Origin of the sequence: Acidovorax sp. JHL-3, from assembly GCF_000526295.1 — a bacterium.
In the GTDB taxonomy this organism is placed as follows: domain Bacteria; phylum Pseudomonadota; class Gammaproteobacteria; order Burkholderiales; family Burkholderiaceae_C; genus Acidovorax; species Acidovorax defluvii.
In genome coordinates this window covers 1,954,683-1,972,218 of sequence record NZ_JAFU01000001.1, presented here as the reverse complement: position 1 = coordinate 1,972,218, position 17,536 = coordinate 1,954,683, and the positions used below count along the sequence as shown (strand labels likewise).

Annotated in this window: 14 protein-coding genes; 5 read left to right on the top strand and 9 right to left on the bottom strand. The window is 65.1% G+C overall.

All coding sequences use genetic code 11. The annotated features are described in order from the left end of the window. Positions 1–22 precede the first annotated feature (22 nt). The 5 genes from K226_RS0109305 to K226_RS0109290 all read right to left on the bottom strand — a co-directional run bounded on the left by K226_RS0109305 (position 23) and on the right by K226_RS0109290 (position 6,634). Complete coding sequence (locus K226_RS0109305; protein WP_024814546.1) at positions 23–1,228, bottom strand: PLP-dependent aspartate aminotransferase family protein; 1,206 nt, start codon at positions 1,226–1,228, stop codon at positions 23–25. Between the two features lie 141 nt (positions 1,229–1,369). Further along, positions 1,370–2,329: an alpha-E domain-containing protein gene (locus K226_RS0109300; RefSeq protein WP_024814545.1), complete on the bottom strand. Its 960-nt coding sequence runs from the start codon at positions 2,327–2,329 to the stop codon at positions 1,370–1,372. Next, complete coding sequence (locus K226_RS19470) at positions 2,323–2,535, bottom strand: alpha-E domain-containing protein (RefSeq protein ID WP_081739347.1); 213 nt, start codon at positions 2,533–2,535, stop codon at positions 2,323–2,325. Before K226_RS19470 ends, K226_RS0109300 begins: the two co-directional genes overlap by 7 nt. Next, on the bottom strand, positions 2,529–3,992 hold the full coding sequence (locus K226_RS0109295) for a circularly permuted type 2 ATP-grasp protein (RefSeq protein WP_024814544.1): 1,464 nt from the start codon (positions 3,990–3,992) through the stop codon (positions 2,529–2,531). The genes K226_RS19470 and K226_RS0109295 overlap by 7 nt, the downstream gene beginning before the upstream one ends. An 80-nt stretch (positions 3,993–4,072) precedes the next feature. After that, positions 4,073–6,634 carry a DNA internalization-related competence protein ComEC/Rec2 gene (locus K226_RS0109290; RefSeq protein ID WP_081739346.1) on the bottom strand — a complete coding sequence of 854 codons (2,562 nt, stop codon included), beginning with the start codon at positions 6,632–6,634 and terminating at the stop codon, positions 4,073–4,075. Between the two features lie 149 nt (positions 6,635–6,783). On the opposite strand from K226_RS0109290, the gene K226_RS0109285 reads away from it, so the two are divergent. Beyond that, complete coding sequence (locus tag K226_RS0109285; protein ID WP_024814542.1) at positions 6,784–7,242, top strand: RidA family protein; 459 nt, start codon at positions 6,784–6,786, stop codon at positions 7,240–7,242. 42 nt (positions 7,243–7,284) lie between these two features. Here the strand turns inward: K226_RS0109285 and K226_RS0109280 are convergent, their stop codons facing one another. The 4 genes from K226_RS0109280 to K226_RS0109265 all read right to left on the bottom strand — a co-directional run bounded on the left by K226_RS0109280 (position 7,285) and on the right by K226_RS0109265 (position 14,419). Further along, positions 7,285–9,075 carry a methyl-accepting chemotaxis protein gene (locus tag K226_RS0109280; protein WP_024814541.1) on the bottom strand — a complete coding sequence of 597 codons (1,791 nt, stop codon included), beginning with the start codon at positions 9,073–9,075 and terminating at the stop codon, positions 7,285–7,287. Positions 9,076–9,215: 140 nt separating this feature from the next. Then, positions 9,216–11,570, bottom strand: coding sequence for a DNA topoisomerase IV subunit A (gene parC, locus K226_RS0109275; protein WP_024814540.1), 2,355 nt, complete (start codon positions 11,568–11,570; stop codon positions 9,216–9,218). Then, positions 11,567–12,400: a lytic transglycosylase domain-containing protein gene (locus tag K226_RS0109270; RefSeq protein ID WP_024814539.1), complete on the bottom strand. Its 834-nt coding sequence runs from the start codon at positions 12,398–12,400 to the stop codon at positions 11,567–11,569. Before K226_RS0109270 ends, parC begins: the two co-directional genes overlap by 4 nt. Before the next feature lie 36 nt (positions 12,401–12,436). Beyond that, positions 12,437–14,419: a DNA topoisomerase IV subunit B gene (locus K226_RS0109265; RefSeq protein WP_024814538.1), complete on the bottom strand. Its 1,983-nt coding sequence runs from the start codon at positions 14,417–14,419 to the stop codon at positions 12,437–12,439. Between the two features lie 123 nt (positions 14,420–14,542). Between K226_RS0109265 and K226_RS0109260 the strand changes: the two genes are divergently transcribed. The 4 genes from K226_RS0109260 to dapA all read left to right on the top strand — a co-directional run bounded on the left by K226_RS0109260 (position 14,543) and on the right by dapA (position 17,508). Then, a complete protein-coding gene (locus K226_RS0109260; RefSeq protein ID WP_024814537.1) occupies positions 14,543–15,760 on the top strand; it encodes an MFS transporter in 1,218 nt (405 codons plus the stop codon). Positions 15,761–15,795: 35 nt separating this feature from the next. Further along, the gene (locus tag K226_RS20055) at positions 15,796–15,945 is read left to right on the top strand and encodes a hypothetical protein (RefSeq protein WP_202899882.1); all 150 of its coding nucleotides are present in this window, start codon (positions 15,796–15,798) and stop codon (positions 15,943–15,945) included. 80 nt (positions 15,946–16,025) lie between these two features. Further along, positions 16,026–16,577: a bifunctional 2-polyprenyl-6-hydroxyphenol methylase/3-demethylubiquinol 3-O-methyltransferase UbiG gene (locus tag K226_RS0109250; protein ID WP_024814536.1), complete on the top strand. Its 552-nt coding sequence runs from the start codon at positions 16,026–16,028 to the stop codon at positions 16,575–16,577. A 34-nt stretch (positions 16,578–16,611) separates the two neighbouring features. Then, on the top strand, positions 16,612–17,508 hold the full coding sequence (gene dapA, locus K226_RS0109245) for a 4-hydroxy-tetrahydrodipicolinate synthase (RefSeq protein WP_024814535.1): 897 nt from the start codon (positions 16,612–16,614) through the stop codon (positions 17,506–17,508). Positions 17,509–17,536 lie beyond the last annotated feature (28 nt).

Below are 17,536 nucleotides of genomic sequence, written 5' to 3'. Positions count from 1 at the left end.
GGGCCAGCGCCAGGCGATGGCTTCAAACCCGCGCAAGGGCCTGCGCCACATCGGCCAGCAGATCGTCGCCGTCTTCGATACCCACGCTCATGCGCACCAGGGCATCAGACACGCCGTTGTCCAGGCGCACCGGCTCGGGCACGCTGTGGTGGGTGGTGGATGCGGGATGGCATGCCAGCGAATCCACATCGCCCACCGAAACCGCCTGCGTCACGATGCGCAGGCCGTCCAGAAACTGCCGCGCTGCGGCGCGCCCGCCCCGCAGGTCCAGCGACAGGATGGCGCCAAAGCGCCGCATCTGCTGCGCGGCCACACCGTGGCCCGGATGCGTGGCCAAGCCGGGGTAGTACACACGGGCCACTGCAGGCTGGGCCTGCAGCCACCGGGCCAGTGCCTCGGCATTGGTACAGGCGGCCTCCACACGCAATGGCAGCGTCTTGAGCCCGCGCAGCAGCATGACAGCTTCGTGCGGACTCAGGCACCCGCCCAACTGCCCCATGCCAGCCGCCCTGATGGGCCCCAGCAGTTCGGCGCGGCCCACGGCGACGCCCCCCGTGGCGTCGCCGTGCCCGCTGATGAACTTGGTGGCCGAGTGCACAACCACATCCATCCCCAGCGCCAGCGGGCGCGTGAGGTAGGGCGTAGAAAACGTGTTGTCGGCCATGCTGATGGCCCCTGCCTGGCGCGCAATCTGCGCCACCTGCGCCAGGTCCATCACCTCCAGGGTGGGGTTGCTGGGCGTTTCAACATAAACGATGCGGGTGCCAGCATCCAGCCCCGCCCGCAAGGCGTCCACCGTGCGAAAGTGCCGCACCGTGACACCCAGCCGCGGCAGCAAAGAGCGCATCACCCCGTCGGTGCCGCCATACAGGGTGCCCACGCAGGCGACCACATCGCCCGCCTTGAGCAAGCCCAGCAAGCTGGCGCTGATGGCCGCCATGCCGCTGGCAAACCCCACCGCGGTCTCGCCGCCCTCCAGTGCTGCCATCTTGCGCTCGAAGGCTGCCACCGTGGGGTTGGCAAACCGGCTGTAAACATAGCCTGGTGCTTCGCCATTGAAGCGCCGCTCGCCCGCCTCGAAATCGTCGTAGGCAAACGCCGACGTGGCCACGATGGGGGGCGCTATGGCGCCGGTGCTGGTGTCGGGCGACTGCCCGGCATGAACGGCCAGGGTGCGAAATCCCCAAGGTTTGCATGGCGCTTCATGGGGTGGGATGTGGGTGCTCATCAGGAAAAACTCCGTCGGTGAAGGCGACAGTGTGCCCTGCGCGCCAACCCCACCATGCAGCGCACACGCACAGCCGTGGGGGCAGCGCGTGCCGACCGGCGGGCGCCCCTCGCCCGGCTTGCCGGCGCACACCCGCCCAGGCTAGTCGCCCGCGGCCACCAGGAAGTCGCGGCTGATGCCGCCACCCAGATCGTTCACGCGGTCGAGAAACTGCGTCAGGTAAGCGTGCAGGCCCGTGGCCAGGATTTCGTCGATACGGCCATATTGCAGATCGGCCAGCAGCCGCCCGGCGCAGCGCTGTGTCTCAGCGGACTGCTCGTTGGCCACCACAGCCAGGTTGTCCACCACCTCGCGCAGGCTGGCGTGCAGCGATCGGGGCATGTCGCGGCGCAGGATCAGCAGGTCGGCCACCCGCCCCGGGGTGATGACGTCGCGGTAGACCTTGCGGTACACCTCGAACGCCGAAACACTGCGCAAGATGGCGCTCCAGTGGTAGAAGTCGTTCTCCTGGTTGCGCTCGCTGGCACGGCCAAAAAAGTCGTTGTTGACGGCGTGAAACTTCACATCCAGCAGGCGCGCCGTGTTGTCGCTGCGCTCCAGAAACGTGCCCAGCCGCAGGAAATGAAAGGCCTCGTCCTGCAGCATGGTGCCCAGCGTGACACCGCGCGACAGGTGCGAGCGGTATTTGACCCACTCAAAAAATTGGGCCGGATCGCGCTCGAAGATGCCACCTTGGAGTTGCCGGGTCAGTTCCAGCCAGGTCTGGTTCTGCGTTTCCCACACTTCGGTGGTCAGCGCACCGCGCACCGCCCGCGCGTTCTCCCGCGCGGCCCGCAGGCACGACAAGATGGACGACGGATTGTCGCCATCGCGCACCATGAATTCGAGCACCTTGGCAGGGGCGACCTCACCGTGCTTTTCGGTATAGGCCGGAATCAGCTCGCTGATCGACAGCAGCCCCAGCCAGCCTTCCTGGGCCATGGCGGCAGACTGCGGCAGCAGCGAGGTCTCGTAGCTCACATTGAGCATGCGGGCGGTGTTCTCTGCCCGCTCGGTGTAGCGTGACATCCAGAACAGATGATCGGCAGTGCGGCTCAGCATGTTTCCTCCCCGGGCAGAGAACCCCGAACGCGCTGCGCGCGCACGCTGTGTTGTGGTGAAAGTCTGCCTTCAGCAGCCTTTTGGTGGACGCATAACAAGTGCTTTGCACAATTGTTAGCGCCCCCGCTGTTTGCTGACGCAAACAGAGCTGCCCGCTCGGTGTAGCGTGACATCCAGAACAGATGATCGGCAGTGCGGCTCAGCATGTTTTGCCCCCTTCTTGTCCCAATACCCAGGTGTCCTTGGTGCCGCCGCCTTGCGACGAGTTGACGACCAGCGAGCCGTCTTGCAAGGCCACGCGTGTAAGGCCACCCGCCACCATCTGCACCTCCCGGCCGCTCAGCACAAAGGGGCGCAGGTCGATGTGGCGCGGAGCGATTCCGCTTTCCACATAGGTCGGGCAGGTGGACAGGCTGAGCGTGGGCTGGGCGATGTAGCCCGCCGGATTGACCAGCAGGGCGCGGCGGAAGTCTTCGATTTCTGATTGCGTGGCGGCCGGGCCGATGAGCATGCCGTAGCCGCCGGCGCCGTGCACCTCTTTCACCACCAGTTCAGACAGGTGCGCCAGCACATACTGCAGATCGTCGGGCTTGCGGCACATCCAGGTGGGCACGTTTTTCAGGATCGGCTCTTCACCCAGGTAAAAGCGGATCATCTCGGGCACATAGGGGTACACCGATTTGTCATCGGCCACGCCGGTTCCCACAGCGTTGCAGATGCCCACGTTGCCCGCGCGATAGGCCTCCATGAGGCCCGCGCAACCCAGCGTGGACGTGCGGCGAAACACCTGCGGATCGAGAAAATCATCGTCCACCCGCCGATAGATCACATCCACCCGCTGCAAGCCGCGCGTGGTCCGCATGTAAACGAACCGGTCCTTGACCACCAGGTCCTGCCCTTCCACCAGCTCCACGCCCATCTGCTGCGCAAGAAAGGCGTGCTCAAAATAGGCGCTGTTGTGCATGCCGGGCGTCAGCACCACCACCACCGGCTCTGCCACGGTGGCCGGGGCGCTGGCCCGCAGGGTTTCCAGCAGCATGTCGGGGTAATGCGCCACGGGGGCCACCGCATGCGCGCTGAAAAGTTCAGGAAAAAGCCGCATCATCATCTTGCGGTTTTCCAGCATGTAGGAAACCCCCGAGGGCACACGCAGGTTGTCTTCCAGCACGTAATACACGCCGTTGCCCTGCGTGTCGGCGGCCCGCACGATGTCGATGCCGGCGATGTGTGCATAGACGTCCCGGGGCACCTGCACGCCAGCCATCTCGGGGCGGTATTGGGCGTTGTTCAGCACCAAGTCGGTGGGAACAACGCCCGCACGCAGGATGTCCTGCCCGTGGTAGACGTCATGGATGAAGCGGTTGAGCGCCGTCACGCGCTGCACCAGGCCGCGCTGCATCTGCGCCCATTCATGGCCGGGGATGATGCGGGGGATCAGGTCGAACGGAATCAGCCGCTCGCTGCCGGCGCCGCCTTCGTCCTTGGCGCCATACACCGCAAACGTGATGCCCACGCGCCGAAAGATCATCTCGGCCTCGGCCCGGCGGGCCTGCATCACATCCACGGGCTGGCGCGCGAGCCACTGCCCATAGCGCTTGTAGTGCTCGCGCACATCGCTGCCATCAAAGGGCAGCATGGCGTACATCTCGTCGAATTTTTGCATCAGCGGGCCTCCTGCAATCAGGATAGCAAGTTGCGCGCCCACCGCCTGTGTTGCCCCACAAAAAACAGCGCCCGCACGAACTATGGCGCCATGGTGTGCTGCCAGTAACGCCGCCCGGCATCCCGCTCGCAGCGCACCTGCAATGGCTGCACCGAGCGCCAGGTGGCGGCGCCACAGCGCGCGGACTCCACCACCCGGATATCTCGCTCTTGATAACGCCCCAGCACCTCGGGCGCCGGGTGCCCAAAGCGGTTGCGGTAACCGGCCTGCACCAAAGCGGTACGCGGCTGCACCGCATCCAGAAACGGCGCGCTCGATGAGGTCTTGCTGCCGTGGTGTGGCACCAGCAGCACATCGGCGGCCAGCGGTGCGGCACGGGCCACCAGGGCCTGCTCCTGGGCCTGCTCGATGTCGCCCACCAGCAAGGCCACTGCGGGTGCAGGCCCCAGGGTGGCGATGCGCAGCACGCAGCTGGCGGCATTGGTGCGCACGGCGGGCGCGCTGGCCTTGCCAGCCGCAACGGGCGTGCCCTGGCCCGCCGCCGGGTACAGCACCTCGAAGGCGACGCCATCCCAATCCCAACGCTGCCCCGCCACACAGGGCGTGGCCGGGCGCAGGGCCTGCAATTCATACTCGGCTTCGATCGAGCCGGTCAAGGCCGCCTGGGGTTGTTGCGCCAGCACGGCGGCCGCGCCGCCGGTGTGGTCAGAATCCCGGTGGCTCAGCATGAGCAGATCCAGCCGCTCCCCCAACGCGCGCAGCAGGGGCACCAACACGCGGTGGCCCGCGTCGCTTTCGCGGCTGAAGCGCGGGCCTGCGTCGTACAACAGTGCATGCGTGGCGGTGCGCACCAGCACGGCATTGCCCTGGCCAATGTCGGCAGCAAGCAGTTCAAATTGCCCCGGCGCAGGCCGCACTGGCTGCCACCACAGCGCGGGCAGCAGCAAGGGCAGCGCCAGCGCGCGCACCGCCCACGGCACACGCATGGCCAGCAGGGCACCCCCCACCACCGCCGCCACACCCGCCCACAATGGCGCCATCGGAACAAACGCCACGGCCAGGGGCCAGGCCGCAAGCCACTGCAAGAACGCGGCAAGGGGTTGCAGGGCCATAGCAGCCAGGCTCCACAACGGTGCCCACAGCACCCCGGCCAGTGCCAGCGGAGTCACCACCAGCGTCACCCACGGTATAGCCAACAGATTGGCCACAAAACCCACCAGAGACACCTGGCCAAACAGCAGCAAGGTCAGTGGGGTGAGCGCCAGTGTCACCACCCACTGCTCCCGTAAAAGTGCATAAAAACAGGCTCTAACGCTTATTCCATAAGCGCTAGCAGCTATATTATTGCTAGCAAACAACACTGCCACAGCCACAAAACTCAACCAGAATCCCGCCTGCCACAGTGCCCAAGGGTCCACCACAACCACCACGGCGCAGGCCAGCAGCCATACCTGTGGCCAAGGCCAGCGGCGCCCACTCAGTTGCAGCGCAGCAATGGTCGCCAGCATCAGCACGGTGCGCTGCGCGGGCACGCCCCAGCCACTGAAGAGCGCATAGGCACCCGCCAGCAAAACACCTGCCACCAGGGCCGCAGAGGGGGCCGGGACGGCCAGGCACAAACGCGGCGAACGGCACCACAGCCGCCGCACCACCAGCGCCGCCAGCCAGGCAAACAGGGTGATATGCAGACCCGAGATGCTCATCAGATGCGCCACGCCGGTGGCGCGAAACACATCCCAGTCGGCGCGGTCAATCGCACGCTGGTCACCCGTCACCAGGGCGGCCACCACGCCAGCGACCCGCACCGGCCCCGCATCCCCTGCTGCAGCACTGCCGGCAAGGCGGGACACGATGGCATCGCGCACCGCTTGGCGCGCACGCTCGACGGGGTGCCGCCAGGTGCTGCCGAGCCGCACCGGCGGCAAGTCGTTGGAACCGGTGCGCACATAGCCCGTGGCCTGCACGCCCTGCTCCCACATCCAGAGCTCGTAGTCGAAACCGTGGGGGTTGCGTGCCCCATGGGGGGCCTTCAGGCGCACCGTCATTTCCCAGCGCTCGCCCGCCCGCAGCGATGGGGGCTGCCGCAATGCATCGGCAGGCTGCGCCATCTCCAGCGCCGCATCGCCATACCACGACACATCCACCAGCGGGGGCAATGTCACCGCAGCGCCTTGCCAAAACGCAGCCTCAACTTCCAGGCGCAAGCGCACGCCCATTTCGTTCACCTGCGGCATGGCAGCGACCACGCCGGTCACCCGCAGGTCACGCCCTTCCAGCCCCGGGGCCAGCGCATGGGAGGCATAGGCACCGGCACGCAGCCCGCACACGGCAAACAAGGCCAGCGCCCCCGCGCAGGCCGCAAAGCCCATGGCCCGCGCACTGCGCCAGCGCCGCTCAGCAGCCAAGGGTGTATGACCCCACCATGCGCGGCGCAGGCTGCTGACCAGCCAGGCCACACCAGCCAAGGCCAGCAGCACGCCATAAACAGGCCCGGGCCAAAGCTGGGGCTGCTGCAACTGCACCGCGGCACCCACCAGGCCCCCCAGCAAGCACGCCGGCAAGCGCCATGCGCCCCCTACGGAACTCTCCTCGTGCGGTTTCGGCGCAGCAGGGCGGAATACGCTGGAGGAAATGGGCGGCATGGGCACATGCTAAACGCAACCCACGGCGCAAAAATGGGCACTTCTCGCACACGCATGTGTAACACTGGCGCCCTCTGCACCGGCACCAGGGCACTGCGCCTGCGCTTGCGCCCCGACCGGTCATGTCTGCCACCCATCCGAGGAAAACCATGAGCGTTTACGACAAGCTGAAAGAACTCCAGATCACCCTGCCCCCGGTTTCCGTGCCGGCGGCTGCCTATGTGCCTTATGTGCAGACCGGCAAGCTGGTGTTTCTGAGCGGCCACATCGCGCGCAAGGACGGCAAGCCATGGGCCGCCCAGTTTGGCCGCGACATCACCACCGAAGAAGGCAAGGCCGCTGCCCGCGCCGTGGCCATCGACCTGATGGGCACACTGCAAGCCGCCTGCGGGGGCGACCTGAACCGGGTGCAACGCATTGTCAAGGTGATGAGCCTGGTCAACTCCACCGGCGACTTCACCGAGCAGCACCTGGTGACCAACGGCGCCAGCGAGTTGCTGGGCCAGGTATTTGGTGAAAAAGGAGTGCACGCGCGCAGCGCTTTTGGCGTGGCACAGATTCCCATGGGTGCGTGCGTTGAGATCGAATTGATCGCTGAACTCAACTGAAAACTGAGCGCTCAGCGCTCAGCGCCCTTCGGGGTCAGCGACTCAAAAAGTTTCCCAATCGTCGTCCCCACCCTTTGCCACGGCAGTGGCTCGGGGCGCCGGTGCAGCGGGCTTGCGCGGCTCCTCGGCAGAAGGGGCCGGAGCACTGGGCGCGCTGCCCGCACCCGCCAGCCGCTTGGCGGCAGGTTTGCTTGCCACGGCAGGGCGTTGCACCCTGGCAGCGGCTGCAGCCATGCCGGGGGCCGGGGCTGCCACGGCGCGGGCCACCGGGGCCTGTACGCCATAGGCGGCTGCGTTGACCTTGAACACCGACACCATCTGCGCCAGTTGCTCAGCCTGTTCACGCAGGCTTTGTGCTGCGGCTGCGCTTTCCTCGACGAGTGCCGCGTTTTGCTGCGTCATCTGGTCAAGATTGCCCACCGCTTGGTTGACCTGGGAAACGCCTGCACCCTGCTCGGTGGATGCGGCCGTGATTTCGCCAATCATGTCGGTCACGCGCTGAACCGATTGCACGATGTCGGCCATGGTGGAGCCGGCATCCGCCACCAGCCGAGAGCCGGTGTCCACCTTTTCCACCGATGCATTGATCAATTGCTTGATCTCCTTGGCGGCCTCCGCACTGCGCTGGGCCAGGCTGCGCACTTCGCTGGCCACCACCGCAAAACCTCGTCCCTGCTCACCGGCACGGGCTGCCTCGACGGCCGCGTTCAGCGCCAGGATGTTGGTCTGAAATGCAATGCCATCAATGACACCAATGATGTCGGAGATCTTTTTGCTGCTTTGATTGATCTCGTCCATGGTGGCAACCACCTGCGTTACCACCTCACCGCCGCGTCGTGCCACGCCAGTGGCACTGACCGCCAGGCTGCTGGCCTGCTGGGCACTGCCAGCGCTTTGCTGGATGGTGCTGGTGAACTGCTCCATGGCGGCTGCGGTTTGCTGCAGGTTGCTCGATGTCTGCTCGGTGCGCGCGGAAAGATCGTGGTTGCCGGTGGCAATTTCGGCACTGGCGATGGCAATGCTGTCGGTGCTCTGGCGCACCTGGTGCACCACGCGGCCCAGGGCATCGCTCATCGCGTATTGCGATCGCAGCAGATCACCAAACTCGTCGCCACGCGTGACGGTGGCCTGCATGCTCAGGTCGCCCGCTGCAATGCGGGCAGCGAGGTCGTTGGCCTGGGCCAGGGGCTGCTCAATGCTGCGAATGAGGAAATAGGCCCCGCCAATGATCGCCAGCAGCAAGGCGCCCACCGCCACCGCCGCCATTTTCACGGTCAACATGCGTGAAGCCGTCATCTCCGCCAGGGTCGTCTGCGCAGTCTGCTGCTGCATCTGCACAAAGTCGCCCAACGTCTGCAGATAAGCAGACACCGCAGGGTTGTAGGACTGCTTGACCAGGGCCACGGCCTGCTCTGCCTGGCCATCGGCCTTGAGCTGCCTGGCTTGCGCCCGCAGCTCGGTCATGGTTTTGCGCGCAGCGGCAATTTTGACCATCTGCGCCCTGTCCTGCTCGGACAAGGCCATGCCTTCCATGGATTTCTGCACTTCGCTGATTTGCGCCGAAGTGGCTGCGATGACGTCCTTGAACTCCAGCTCTACCGCCGGATCGCTGCTGACGATGAGCGCCTGCGTGCGCGCCGCATTGGTCTCGGTCAGGCCAGCCCAGCGGATGGCGGAAGAGACCCGGGCCTCCATCTCTTTGGTCACCGCGTCGGCCTGCGCCTGCACCTTGGCGGACCGGTACCCCGAAAAACCCACTACGGCGATCAGCATGACCACGATAAGGACGACCGCCAGCCACAGCTTGTGGGCAATGCGAAGTTGATTCAGCATGATTTGTCTCCTGCAGTCCGATGGTTCGTAACCGATAGTGCGCGATTTTTCATTTTCCTACAAATCCAGGGCATTCCCCCGGGCGTCGCAGCTACACCGGAATTTCCGGCAGGCGACAAATGCGCCTGCCGACACGGCGGCTATTCGACGCGCGTCACGGATGCCGGTTTGAACCCCAGATCTGCCGCCTTGCCCCTGCGTCCACGGGCTGCGCGGGCGTTGTTGAGCGAGCGGATTTCGAGCGTTTCTTCCCGCAGCTTGCCGCCCCGGCCTACGCCCTCGATGCGGATGCTGCGCGTGTAGGCAACGGCACCCGCCAGCTGATCTTTGGGCTCCAGGTCGATCAGCATCAGGCCACGGCCACCGTTGGCCATGGTCTTGAGTTCGCTGATCTCGAACGTCAGGATGCGCCCCCCCGCCGAGGCACAGGCCACATGCGTGGCGGCAGGTAGCGGCTGACCGCCGGTGCTGCCCGCCGCGTGCGAAGGCGGGCAAACCGTTTCGCCATCACCCAGTGTCAGGAAGGATTTACCCCCCCTCTGACGCGAGACCAGGTTTTCCACGCTGGCCAAGAATCCATAGCCACCTGAGTTTGACAGCAGCAACACGGCGCTTGCCGGGCCGGCAAAGTAGTGCAGCAGCTGCGTGCCCGATTCCAGCTCGATCAGGGTGGTGACCGGCTGTCCGTCGCCACGCCCACCGGGCAACAGGGCCACCGGCACCGAATACACGCGGCCATTGCTGCCAAACGCGATGAGCTGGTCCACGGTGCGGCATTCAAACGTGGCATACAGCCCGTCGCCCGCCTTGAAGGCAAAACTGGCCGCCTCGTGGCCATGGCCATTGCGCGCACGCACCCAGCCTTTTTGTGAAACGACCACCGTGACGGGCTCGTCCACCACCTTGACCTCGGCCACGGCTTTTTTCTCGGCCTGGATCAGGGTGCGGCGTGGGTCGGCAAAGGTCTTGGCATCGGCTTCGATCTCCTTGACCATGGTGCGGCGCAGCGAGCCGGGGTTGTTCAGGATGTCTTCGAGCTTGCCCTGGCTTTCGCGCAGCTCTTTCAGCTCCTGCTCGATCTTGATGGCTTCCAGCCGCGCCAGCTGGCGCAGGCGGATTTCGAGGATGTCTTCGGCCTGGCGGTCGCTCAGGGCAAAGCGCGCAATCAGTGCGGCCTTGGGATCGTCCGCCTGTCGGATGATGGCAATCACCTCGTCGATGTTGAGCAGCACGGTCTGCCGCCCTTCGAGGATGTGAATGCGGTCCAGCACCTTGGTCAGCCGGTGCTGCGTGCGGCGGGTGATGGTGCCCTGGCGGAAGGCGATCCACTCTTCCAGCATCAGCCGCATGGATTTCTGCACGGGCTTGCCATCCAGCCCCACCATGGTGAGGTTGATGGGTGCCGAGGTTTCGAGGCTGGTGTGGGCCAAAAGCGCCGTGATCAGCTCTTGCTGTGGGGTCTTGCCGGTCTTGGGCTCGAACACCAGGCGCACAGGCGCGTCCTTGCTGGACTCGTCGCGCACCACGTCCAGCACGGCCAGGATGCTGGCCTTGAGCTGTGTCTGGTCCTGGCTCAGCGCCTTTTTGCCGGCCTTGACCTTGGGGTTGGTGATTTCTTCGATTTCTTCGAGCACGCGCTGTGTGCTCACGCCAGGCGGGAGCTCGTTCACCACCAGCTGCCACTGGCCACGGGCCAGTTCTTCGATCTTCCAGCGCGCACGCACCTTCAGGCTGCCACGGCCCGTGCGGTAGGCGTCGGCAATATCGCCCGCGCTGCTGATGATCTGGCCGCCGCCGGGGTAGTCCGGGCCGGGCACCAACGCCAGCAGGTCTTCGGCGCTGAGCGAGGGCGTCTTGATGAGTGCAATGCAGGCGTCGGCAATCTCGCGCAGGTTGTGGCTGGGGATCTCGGTGGCCAGGCCCACGGCAATGCCACTGGCGCCGTTGAGCAGCGCAAACGGCAGGCGTGCGGGCAACTGGCGGGGTTCCTCCGTGCTGCCGTCGTAGTTGGGCATGAAATCGACCGTGCCTTCATCGATCTCGTCGAGCAGCAGGCTGGTGATGCGCGACAGGCGCGCCTCGGTGTAGCGCATGGCGGCGGCGCCGTCGCCGTCACGGCTGCCGAAGTTGCCCTGGCCGTCAATCAGCGGGTACCGCTGGGCAAAGTCCTGCGCCATGCGCACCAGCGCGTCGTAGGCCGACTGGTCGCCGTGCGGGTGAAAACGGCCCAGCACATCGCCCACCACGCGGGCACTCTTGACGGGCTTGGCCGCCGTGCTGCGCGTGGGGCCGCTGTAGCCCAGGCCCATGCGGTCCATCGAATACAAAATGCGCCGCTGCACGGGCTTGAGGCCATCGCACACGTCGGGCAATGCACGGCCCTTGACGACCGACAAAGCATATTCAAGATAGGCGCGCTGGGCATAACCGGCCAGATCCAGGGAGTCGCCCCCGTCGCCGGCGGTAGTGAAATCGAGAGTGGGTTGGTCGCTCATTCGTTCGGGTTCGGTTCAGTCACGTTCTGGGGCGGGGCCACACGCGTGGCGGGCAGATTGCCCCGGTTCAAGGCGCCGCCCGATAGCTCCATGCGCACACGGCCGGGGCCCGCACGCTGCGCCAGCACAGGCGCTGGCGGCTTGAGCTGGGCATACAGGCCGAGCACGGTGCGCACATAGTTCTGGGTTTCCTTGTAGGCCGGGATCCGGTTACCCGCCCTTTGCACCGCGCCCTCGCCTGCGTTGTAGGCAGCCAGGGCCAGGTCCAGACGGCCGGGAAACAGATCGAGCAGATAGCGCAGGTAGCGGGTGCCGGCAGACACATTCAAGGCCGGGTCCAACAGCTTCTGCGCCACCGTCCGGCGGGTGTCCGCCGCCACGCCAAACCGCCCTGCCGTCGCAGGCATGACCTGCATCAGGCCGATAGCTCCTTTGGGTGACACGGCACCAGCGTCAAATCCCGATTCGGTGGCAATCAGGGCCTGCAGCAACTCGTAGTCCACCCCCTGGCGGCTGGCCGAGGCCCGCAAATGGTGCTTGACGCGCTTGTAATCGAGCGAAATGTCAAAAAATGCCAGCAAGCGCACCGCGGGAGGCTGCGCCTGCCCAGGGCGCTGATCGCTTGCAGGCGCATCGCGCGAGGAGTCGAATTGCGTTCCGCGAAAAAAAAGCTCGTAGCGCGCATCCACCTGCTCTGCGGCAAAGTGGGTCACACCACGCGGGTCCACAAAGGCCCACAGGTCGGCATGCGCTGCCTGCTGCGCTATCAATAGCAGCAAAGGCACAGCCAGCAAGCGCAAGAGGCCTAAAAGGCGATGAATGGTGAGCATGTGAAACACCGACAAGGGGCGGTCAGGCATCTGCGGTCAGATGTCCACTTCCACCGCGTCGCCATGCAGCTCCATCAACTCGCGCCGGGATGCCGCCTCGCCCTTTCCCATGAGCTTGGTGATGAGCACCTCGGTGGCGGCAAAGTCGGTGCCGCCCAACTGCACGGGCAACAGGCGCCGGGTGTCGGGGTTGAGCGTGGTCTCCCACAGCTGCTCGGCGTTCATCTCGCCCAGGCCCTTGAAGCGGCTGATCTGGCATTTTTCGCGCGGAACGCCGTCTTTCGCGCACTTGTCGAGGATGGCGGTGAGCTCGCCCTCGTCCAGCGCATACATCTTGGCCGCAGGCTTCTTGCCGCGCGCGGGCACGTCCACCCGGAACAGCGGCGGGCGCGCCACATAGATGTGGCCGGTTTCGATGAGCTTGGGGAAGTGGCGAAAGAAAAGCGTGAGCAGCAGCACCTGGATGTGGGAGCCGTCCACGTCCGCATCACTGAGGATGCAGACCTTGCCATAGCGCAGGCCCGACAGGTCGGGTGAGTCGTTGGGGCCGTGCGGGTCCACCCCCATGGCCACCGAAATGTCGTGGATTTCGTTGTTGGCAAACAGCCGGTCGCGGTCTACCTCCCAGGTGTTGAGCACCTTGCCGCGCAGGGGCAGCACTGCCTGGTTCTCCTTGTCGCGGCCCATCTTGGCGCTGCCACCGGCCGAATCGCCCTCGACAAGGAACACTTCGTTGTAGGCGATGTCGCGGCTTTCGCAATCGGTGAGCTTTCCGGGCAGCACGGCCACACCCGAGCCCTTGCGCTTTTCGACCTTCTGGCCGGCCTTCTGGCGCGTCTGTGCGGCCTTGATGGCCAGTTCGGCCAGCTTTTTGCCGTAGTCCACATGCTGGTTGAGCCAGAGCTCGAGCGCGGGGCGCACGAAGCCGCTGACCAGCCGCACCGCGTCGCGCGAGTTCAGGCGCTCCTTGATCTGGCCCTGGAACTGCGGGTCGAGCACCTTGGCTGAGAGCACATAGCTGGCGCGCGCAAACACGTCTTCGGGCATCAGCTTCACGCCCTTGGGCAGAAGCGAATGCAGCTCGATGAAGCTCTTGACGGCGTTGAACAGGCCATCGCGCAGGCCGCTTTCGTGCGTGCCGCCCGCGCTGGTGGGGATCAGGTTGACATAGCTTTCGCGCACGGGCTGGCCGTCTTCGGTGAAGGCCACACACCACGAGGCGCCCTCGCCTTCGGCAAAGCTGTCGTTGCTGCTGTCGGCAAAGCCCTCGCCTTCAAACAGCGGTATCACCGGGTCGCCGTTGAGCGTTTGCTGCAGGTAGTCGCGCAGGCCGCCCTTGTATTGCCAGGTCTGGGTGTCGCGTGTTTTTTCGTTGATCAGCGAGACCGACACGCCCGGCATCAGCACCGCCTTGCTGCGCAGCAGGTGGGTGAGGTCGCCCAGCGGCAAGGCGCTCGATTCGAAGTATTTGGCGTCGGGCCAAACTCGCACCGTGGTGCCCTGCTTGCGCTCACCGGCCTCCAGGGGGCGCGCCACCAGGGGCTCGATCACATCGCCCGCCGAGAACACCAACCGGGCCGATTGCCCCTCGCGGTAGCTGGTGGCTTCCAGCCGGGTGGCCAGCGCGTTGGTCACGCTCACGCCCACACCGTGCAGGCCGCCCGAGAAGCTGTAGGCCCCGCCCTTGCCCTTGTCGAACTTGCCGCCCGCGTGCAGACGGGTGAACACCAGTTCGATCACCGGGGCCTTTTCCTCGGGGTGCAGGCCGAAGGGAATGCCGCGCCCGTCGTCTTCGATACTGACCGAGCCGTCGGCATGGAGCGTGACCTTGATTTTCTTGCCGTAGCCCGCCAGTGCCTCGTCGGCGGCGTTGTCCAGCACTTCCTGAATGACGTGCAGCGGGTTGTCGGTGCGGGTGTACATGCCCGGGCGCTGCTTGACGGGCTCCAAGCCCTTGAGCACACGGATGGAACCCTCGGAATATTCGCTGGCGGACACTGATGACGGTTTGGCAGACATGGGGCGGATTGTAGTGCCGCAGCGCTGTTGGGACTGGATAAATACCCAGCCTGCAGCACGATGGCGAGCCGCGCGTCGTGCAGGCGTCAGGCAAATGCACGCCGGATTGGCTACATTCCTTGAATGCACACGAATCCCCAAAAATTGTCCATGTTCCAGGTGCTGGCGTGCGGTGCCGCCATCGTGACCTTGTCCATGGGCATCCGCCACGGCTTCGGGCTGTGGTTGCAACCCATCACCCAGGAGATGGGCTGGACACGCCAGTCGTTTGCCCTGGCGATTGCCATCCAGAACCTCTCGTGGGGCGTGATCGGCATTTTTGTCGGCATGGTGGCCGACCGGTTTGGCGCGTTTCGCGTGCTGATAGGCGGCGCAGTGCTCTATGGCCTTGGGCTGGCTGGCATGGCGCTGTCACCTACGCCCACCCTGTTTGCACTCACGGCGGGTGTGCTGATTGGCGCGGCCCAGGCCGGAACCACCTATGCCGTGATCTACGGCGTGCTGGGCCGACAGATTGCGCCCGAAAGACGCTCGTGGGCTATGGGTGTGGCGGCGGCGGCCGGCTCGTTTGGCCAGTTTCTGATGGTGCCGGTAGAGGGCTGGCTGATCAGCAGTTTGGGCTGGCAACAGGCGCTGCTGGCGCTGTCCCTGATGGTGCTGCTGATTGTTCCGCTGGCCTTCGGACTGCGCGAGCCCGGGTTCCACGCATCCACCCCCGCCCGGCGCGACCAGACCATTGTGCAGGCATTGGGTGAGGCGTTTCGCTACCCCAGCTTTCTGCTGCTGACGGCGGGGTATTTTGTGTGCGGGTTCCAGGTGGTGTTCATTGGCGTGCACATGCCCAGCTACCTGCGCGACCACGGGCTCTCGCCCCAGGTGGCCAGCTATGCGCTGGCACTGATCGGGCTGTTCAACGTGTTTGGCACCTACATTGCGGGCACGCTGGGCCAGCGCATGCCCAAACGCAACATCCTTGCCTTCATCTACTTTGCGCGGGCCGTGGTGATTTCGGTTTTTCTGCTGGTACCGCTGTCGCCGCTGTCGGTGTACGTGTTTTCTGCCGTTATGGGGGCGCTGTGGCTGTCCACCGTGCCCCCCACCAATGCCACGATTGCGCAGATCTTTGGCGTGCAGCACCTGTCGATGTTGGGAGGTTTTGTCTTCTTCAGCCACCAGGTGGGCAGCTTCATGGGAGTGTGGCTGGGCGGCTATCTGTATGACCGCACGGGCAGCTACGATGTGGTGTGGTACATCGCGATCGGACTGGGCATCTTTGCGGGGCTGGTGAATCTGCCCGTCAAGGAAGCCCCCATCCAGCGCGGCACGCCGCAGCCCGCCTGAAAAACGTCCGGCAACCCAACACCCTTGACGGCCCCATGCACATCCCCACACCGCGCCACACATCCCGCTTTGCCCGGCTGCTGGGCTGGGTGGCCGCCTTGCTGATCTTGCTGGCGGTGTTTGCGATGTACACCGTGCCGGGGTTCATGGTCATGCTAGCAGACCAGATGTGGGCATGTTTTTGATATTTTTAAGCCTTTTTAGCCTCTAGAGCTTATAAAGCAAGCGCTAGCAGCTACTATTTTTATAGCAATTATTCTCCTCAATGCACGGCACTGAAGCACCATCCGACTGGGTTCGCCGCTGGTCAACCCTGGCGCCGCCAGGCAGCACCGCGCTGGACGTGGCCTGTGGCGCGGGCAGGCACCTGCGCTGGATGCACCAGCACGGCCACCCCACCGTGGGCGTAGACCGCTCGGCCGATGCCGTGGCGGCGTGCGCGGCCTGGGGTGAAATTCACTGTGCCGACATTGAAGACGGCCCCTGGCCTTTCGCTGGCCGACAGTTTGGCGCGGTGATCGTCACCAACTACCTCTGGCGCCCGCTGCTGCCCCTTCTGGTGGACAGCGTGGCCCCTGGCGGTGTGCTGATTTATGAAACCTTTGCAAGCGGCAATGAAACCGTTGGACGCCCTGCGCGGGCCGATTTTTTGCTGCAACCCGGCGAGTTGCTTGCCGCCTGTGCGACCCTTCGCACCGTTGCGTACGAAGACGGCTTTGTGGACGCGCCCGCACGTTTCGTGCAGCGCATTGCGGCCGTGCGCGAAACCGCGCACCCACGCCAGCCCGTTCGATACCGTCTGGACCTTCCGGTCTAGTTAGAATGCCCTTTTACCGTTTTCACTTGCGGACATGACCTCTCCTTCCGTCCCCCTTACCGGCAGCATCGTCGCCCTCGTCACCCCCATGCACGAGGACGGTAGCGTGGACTACCCCGCCCTGCGCAAACTGATCGACTGGCACATTGCCGAAGGCACCGACTGCATCGGCGTGGTGGGCACCACGGGCGAATCGCCCACGGTCAACGTCGAAGAGCATTGCGAGATCATCCGCGTGTCCGTGGAGCAGGCCGCCAAGCGCGTGCCCATCATGGCCGGCTGTGGCGCCAACTCCACGGCAGAGGCGATCGAGCTGGCCAAGTTTGCCCGCGGCGTAGGGGCCGACAGCCAGCTGCAGGTCGTGCCCTACTACAACAAGCCCACGCAAGAGGGCCAGTACCAGCACTTCAAGGCAATTGCCGAGGCCACGGGCGACCTGCCCATGGTGCTCTACAACGTGCCTGGCCGCTCGGTGGCTGACATGCTGCACGACACCGTGCTGCGCCTGGCGCAGGTGCCCGGCATCATCGGTATCAAAGAGGCCACCGGCAACATCGAGCGCGCCCAGTGGCTGATCCGCGATTTGCCCAAGGACTTCGCCGTGTATTCGGGCGATGACCCCACCGCCGTGGCCCTGATGCTCTGCGGTGGTCACGGCAACATCAGCGTGACCGCCAACGTGGCACCCCGCCTGATGCACGAACTGTGTGTTGCGGCGCTTGCCGGAAATGTGCGGCGCGCCATGGACATCCAGTTCCAGCTGATGCCGGTGCACAAAAACCTGTTCATTGAAGCCAACCCGATTCCCGTCAAGTGGGCCATGGCCCGCATGGGTCTGTGCGCAGGCACCATGCGCCTGCCCATGACACCCCTGAGCCAGGGCCACGAAGCCACCGTGGAAGCAGCCCTGCGCGCCAGCGGCCTGCTTTAACCCGACCGCCCTGACACCCGAGACACTC

Coding starts and splice junctions, on each gene's coding strand:
- K226_RS0109295 (WP_024814544.1), bottom strand. CDS start 3,992: ATGCAAAAATTCGACGAGATGTACGCCATGCTGCCCTTTGATGGCAGC.
- K226_RS0109260 (WP_024814537.1), top strand. CDS start 14,543: ATGCACACGAATCCCCAAAAATTGTCCATGTTCCAGGTGCTGGCGTGC.
- K226_RS0109265 (WP_024814538.1), bottom strand. CDS start 14,419: ATGTCTGCCAAACCGTCATCAGTGTCCGCCAGCGAATATTCCGAGGGT.
- K226_RS19470 (WP_081739347.1), bottom strand. CDS start 2,535: ATGCTGAGCCGCACTGCCGATCATCTGTTCTGGATGTCACGCTACACC.
- K226_RS0109305 (WP_024814546.1), bottom strand. CDS start 1,228: ATGAGCACCCACATCCCACCCCATGAAGCGCCATGCAAACCTTGGGGA.
- K226_RS0109250 (WP_024814536.1), top strand. CDS start 16,026: ATGCACGGCACTGAAGCACCATCCGACTGGGTTCGCCGCTGGTCAACC.
- K226_RS0109270 (WP_024814539.1), bottom strand. CDS start 12,400: ATGCTCACCATTCATCGCCTTTTAGGCCTCTTGCGCTTGCTGGCTGTG.
- K226_RS20055 (WP_202899882.1), top strand. CDS start 15,796: ATGCACATCCCCACACCGCGCCACACATCCCGCTTTGCCCGGCTGCTG.
- parC (WP_024814540.1), bottom strand. CDS start 11,570: ATGAGCGACCAACCCACTCTCGATTTCACTACCGCCGGCGACGGGGGC.
- K226_RS0109300 (WP_024814545.1), bottom strand. CDS start 2,329: ATGCTGAGCCGCACTGCCGATCATCTGTTCTGGATGTCACGCTACACC.
- K226_RS0109280 (WP_024814541.1), bottom strand. CDS start 9,075: ATGCTGAATCAACTTCGCATTGCCCACAAGCTGTGGCTGGCGGTCGTC.
- K226_RS0109290 (WP_081739346.1), bottom strand. CDS start 6,634: ATGCCGCCCATTTCCTCCAGCGTATTCCGCCCTGCTGCGCCGAAACCG.
- dapA (WP_024814535.1), top strand. CDS start 16,612: ATGACCTCTCCTTCCGTCCCCCTTACCGGCAGCATCGTCGCCCTCGTC.
- K226_RS0109285 (WP_024814542.1), top strand. CDS start 6,784: ATGAGCGTTTACGACAAGCTGAAAGAACTCCAGATCACCCTGCCCCCG.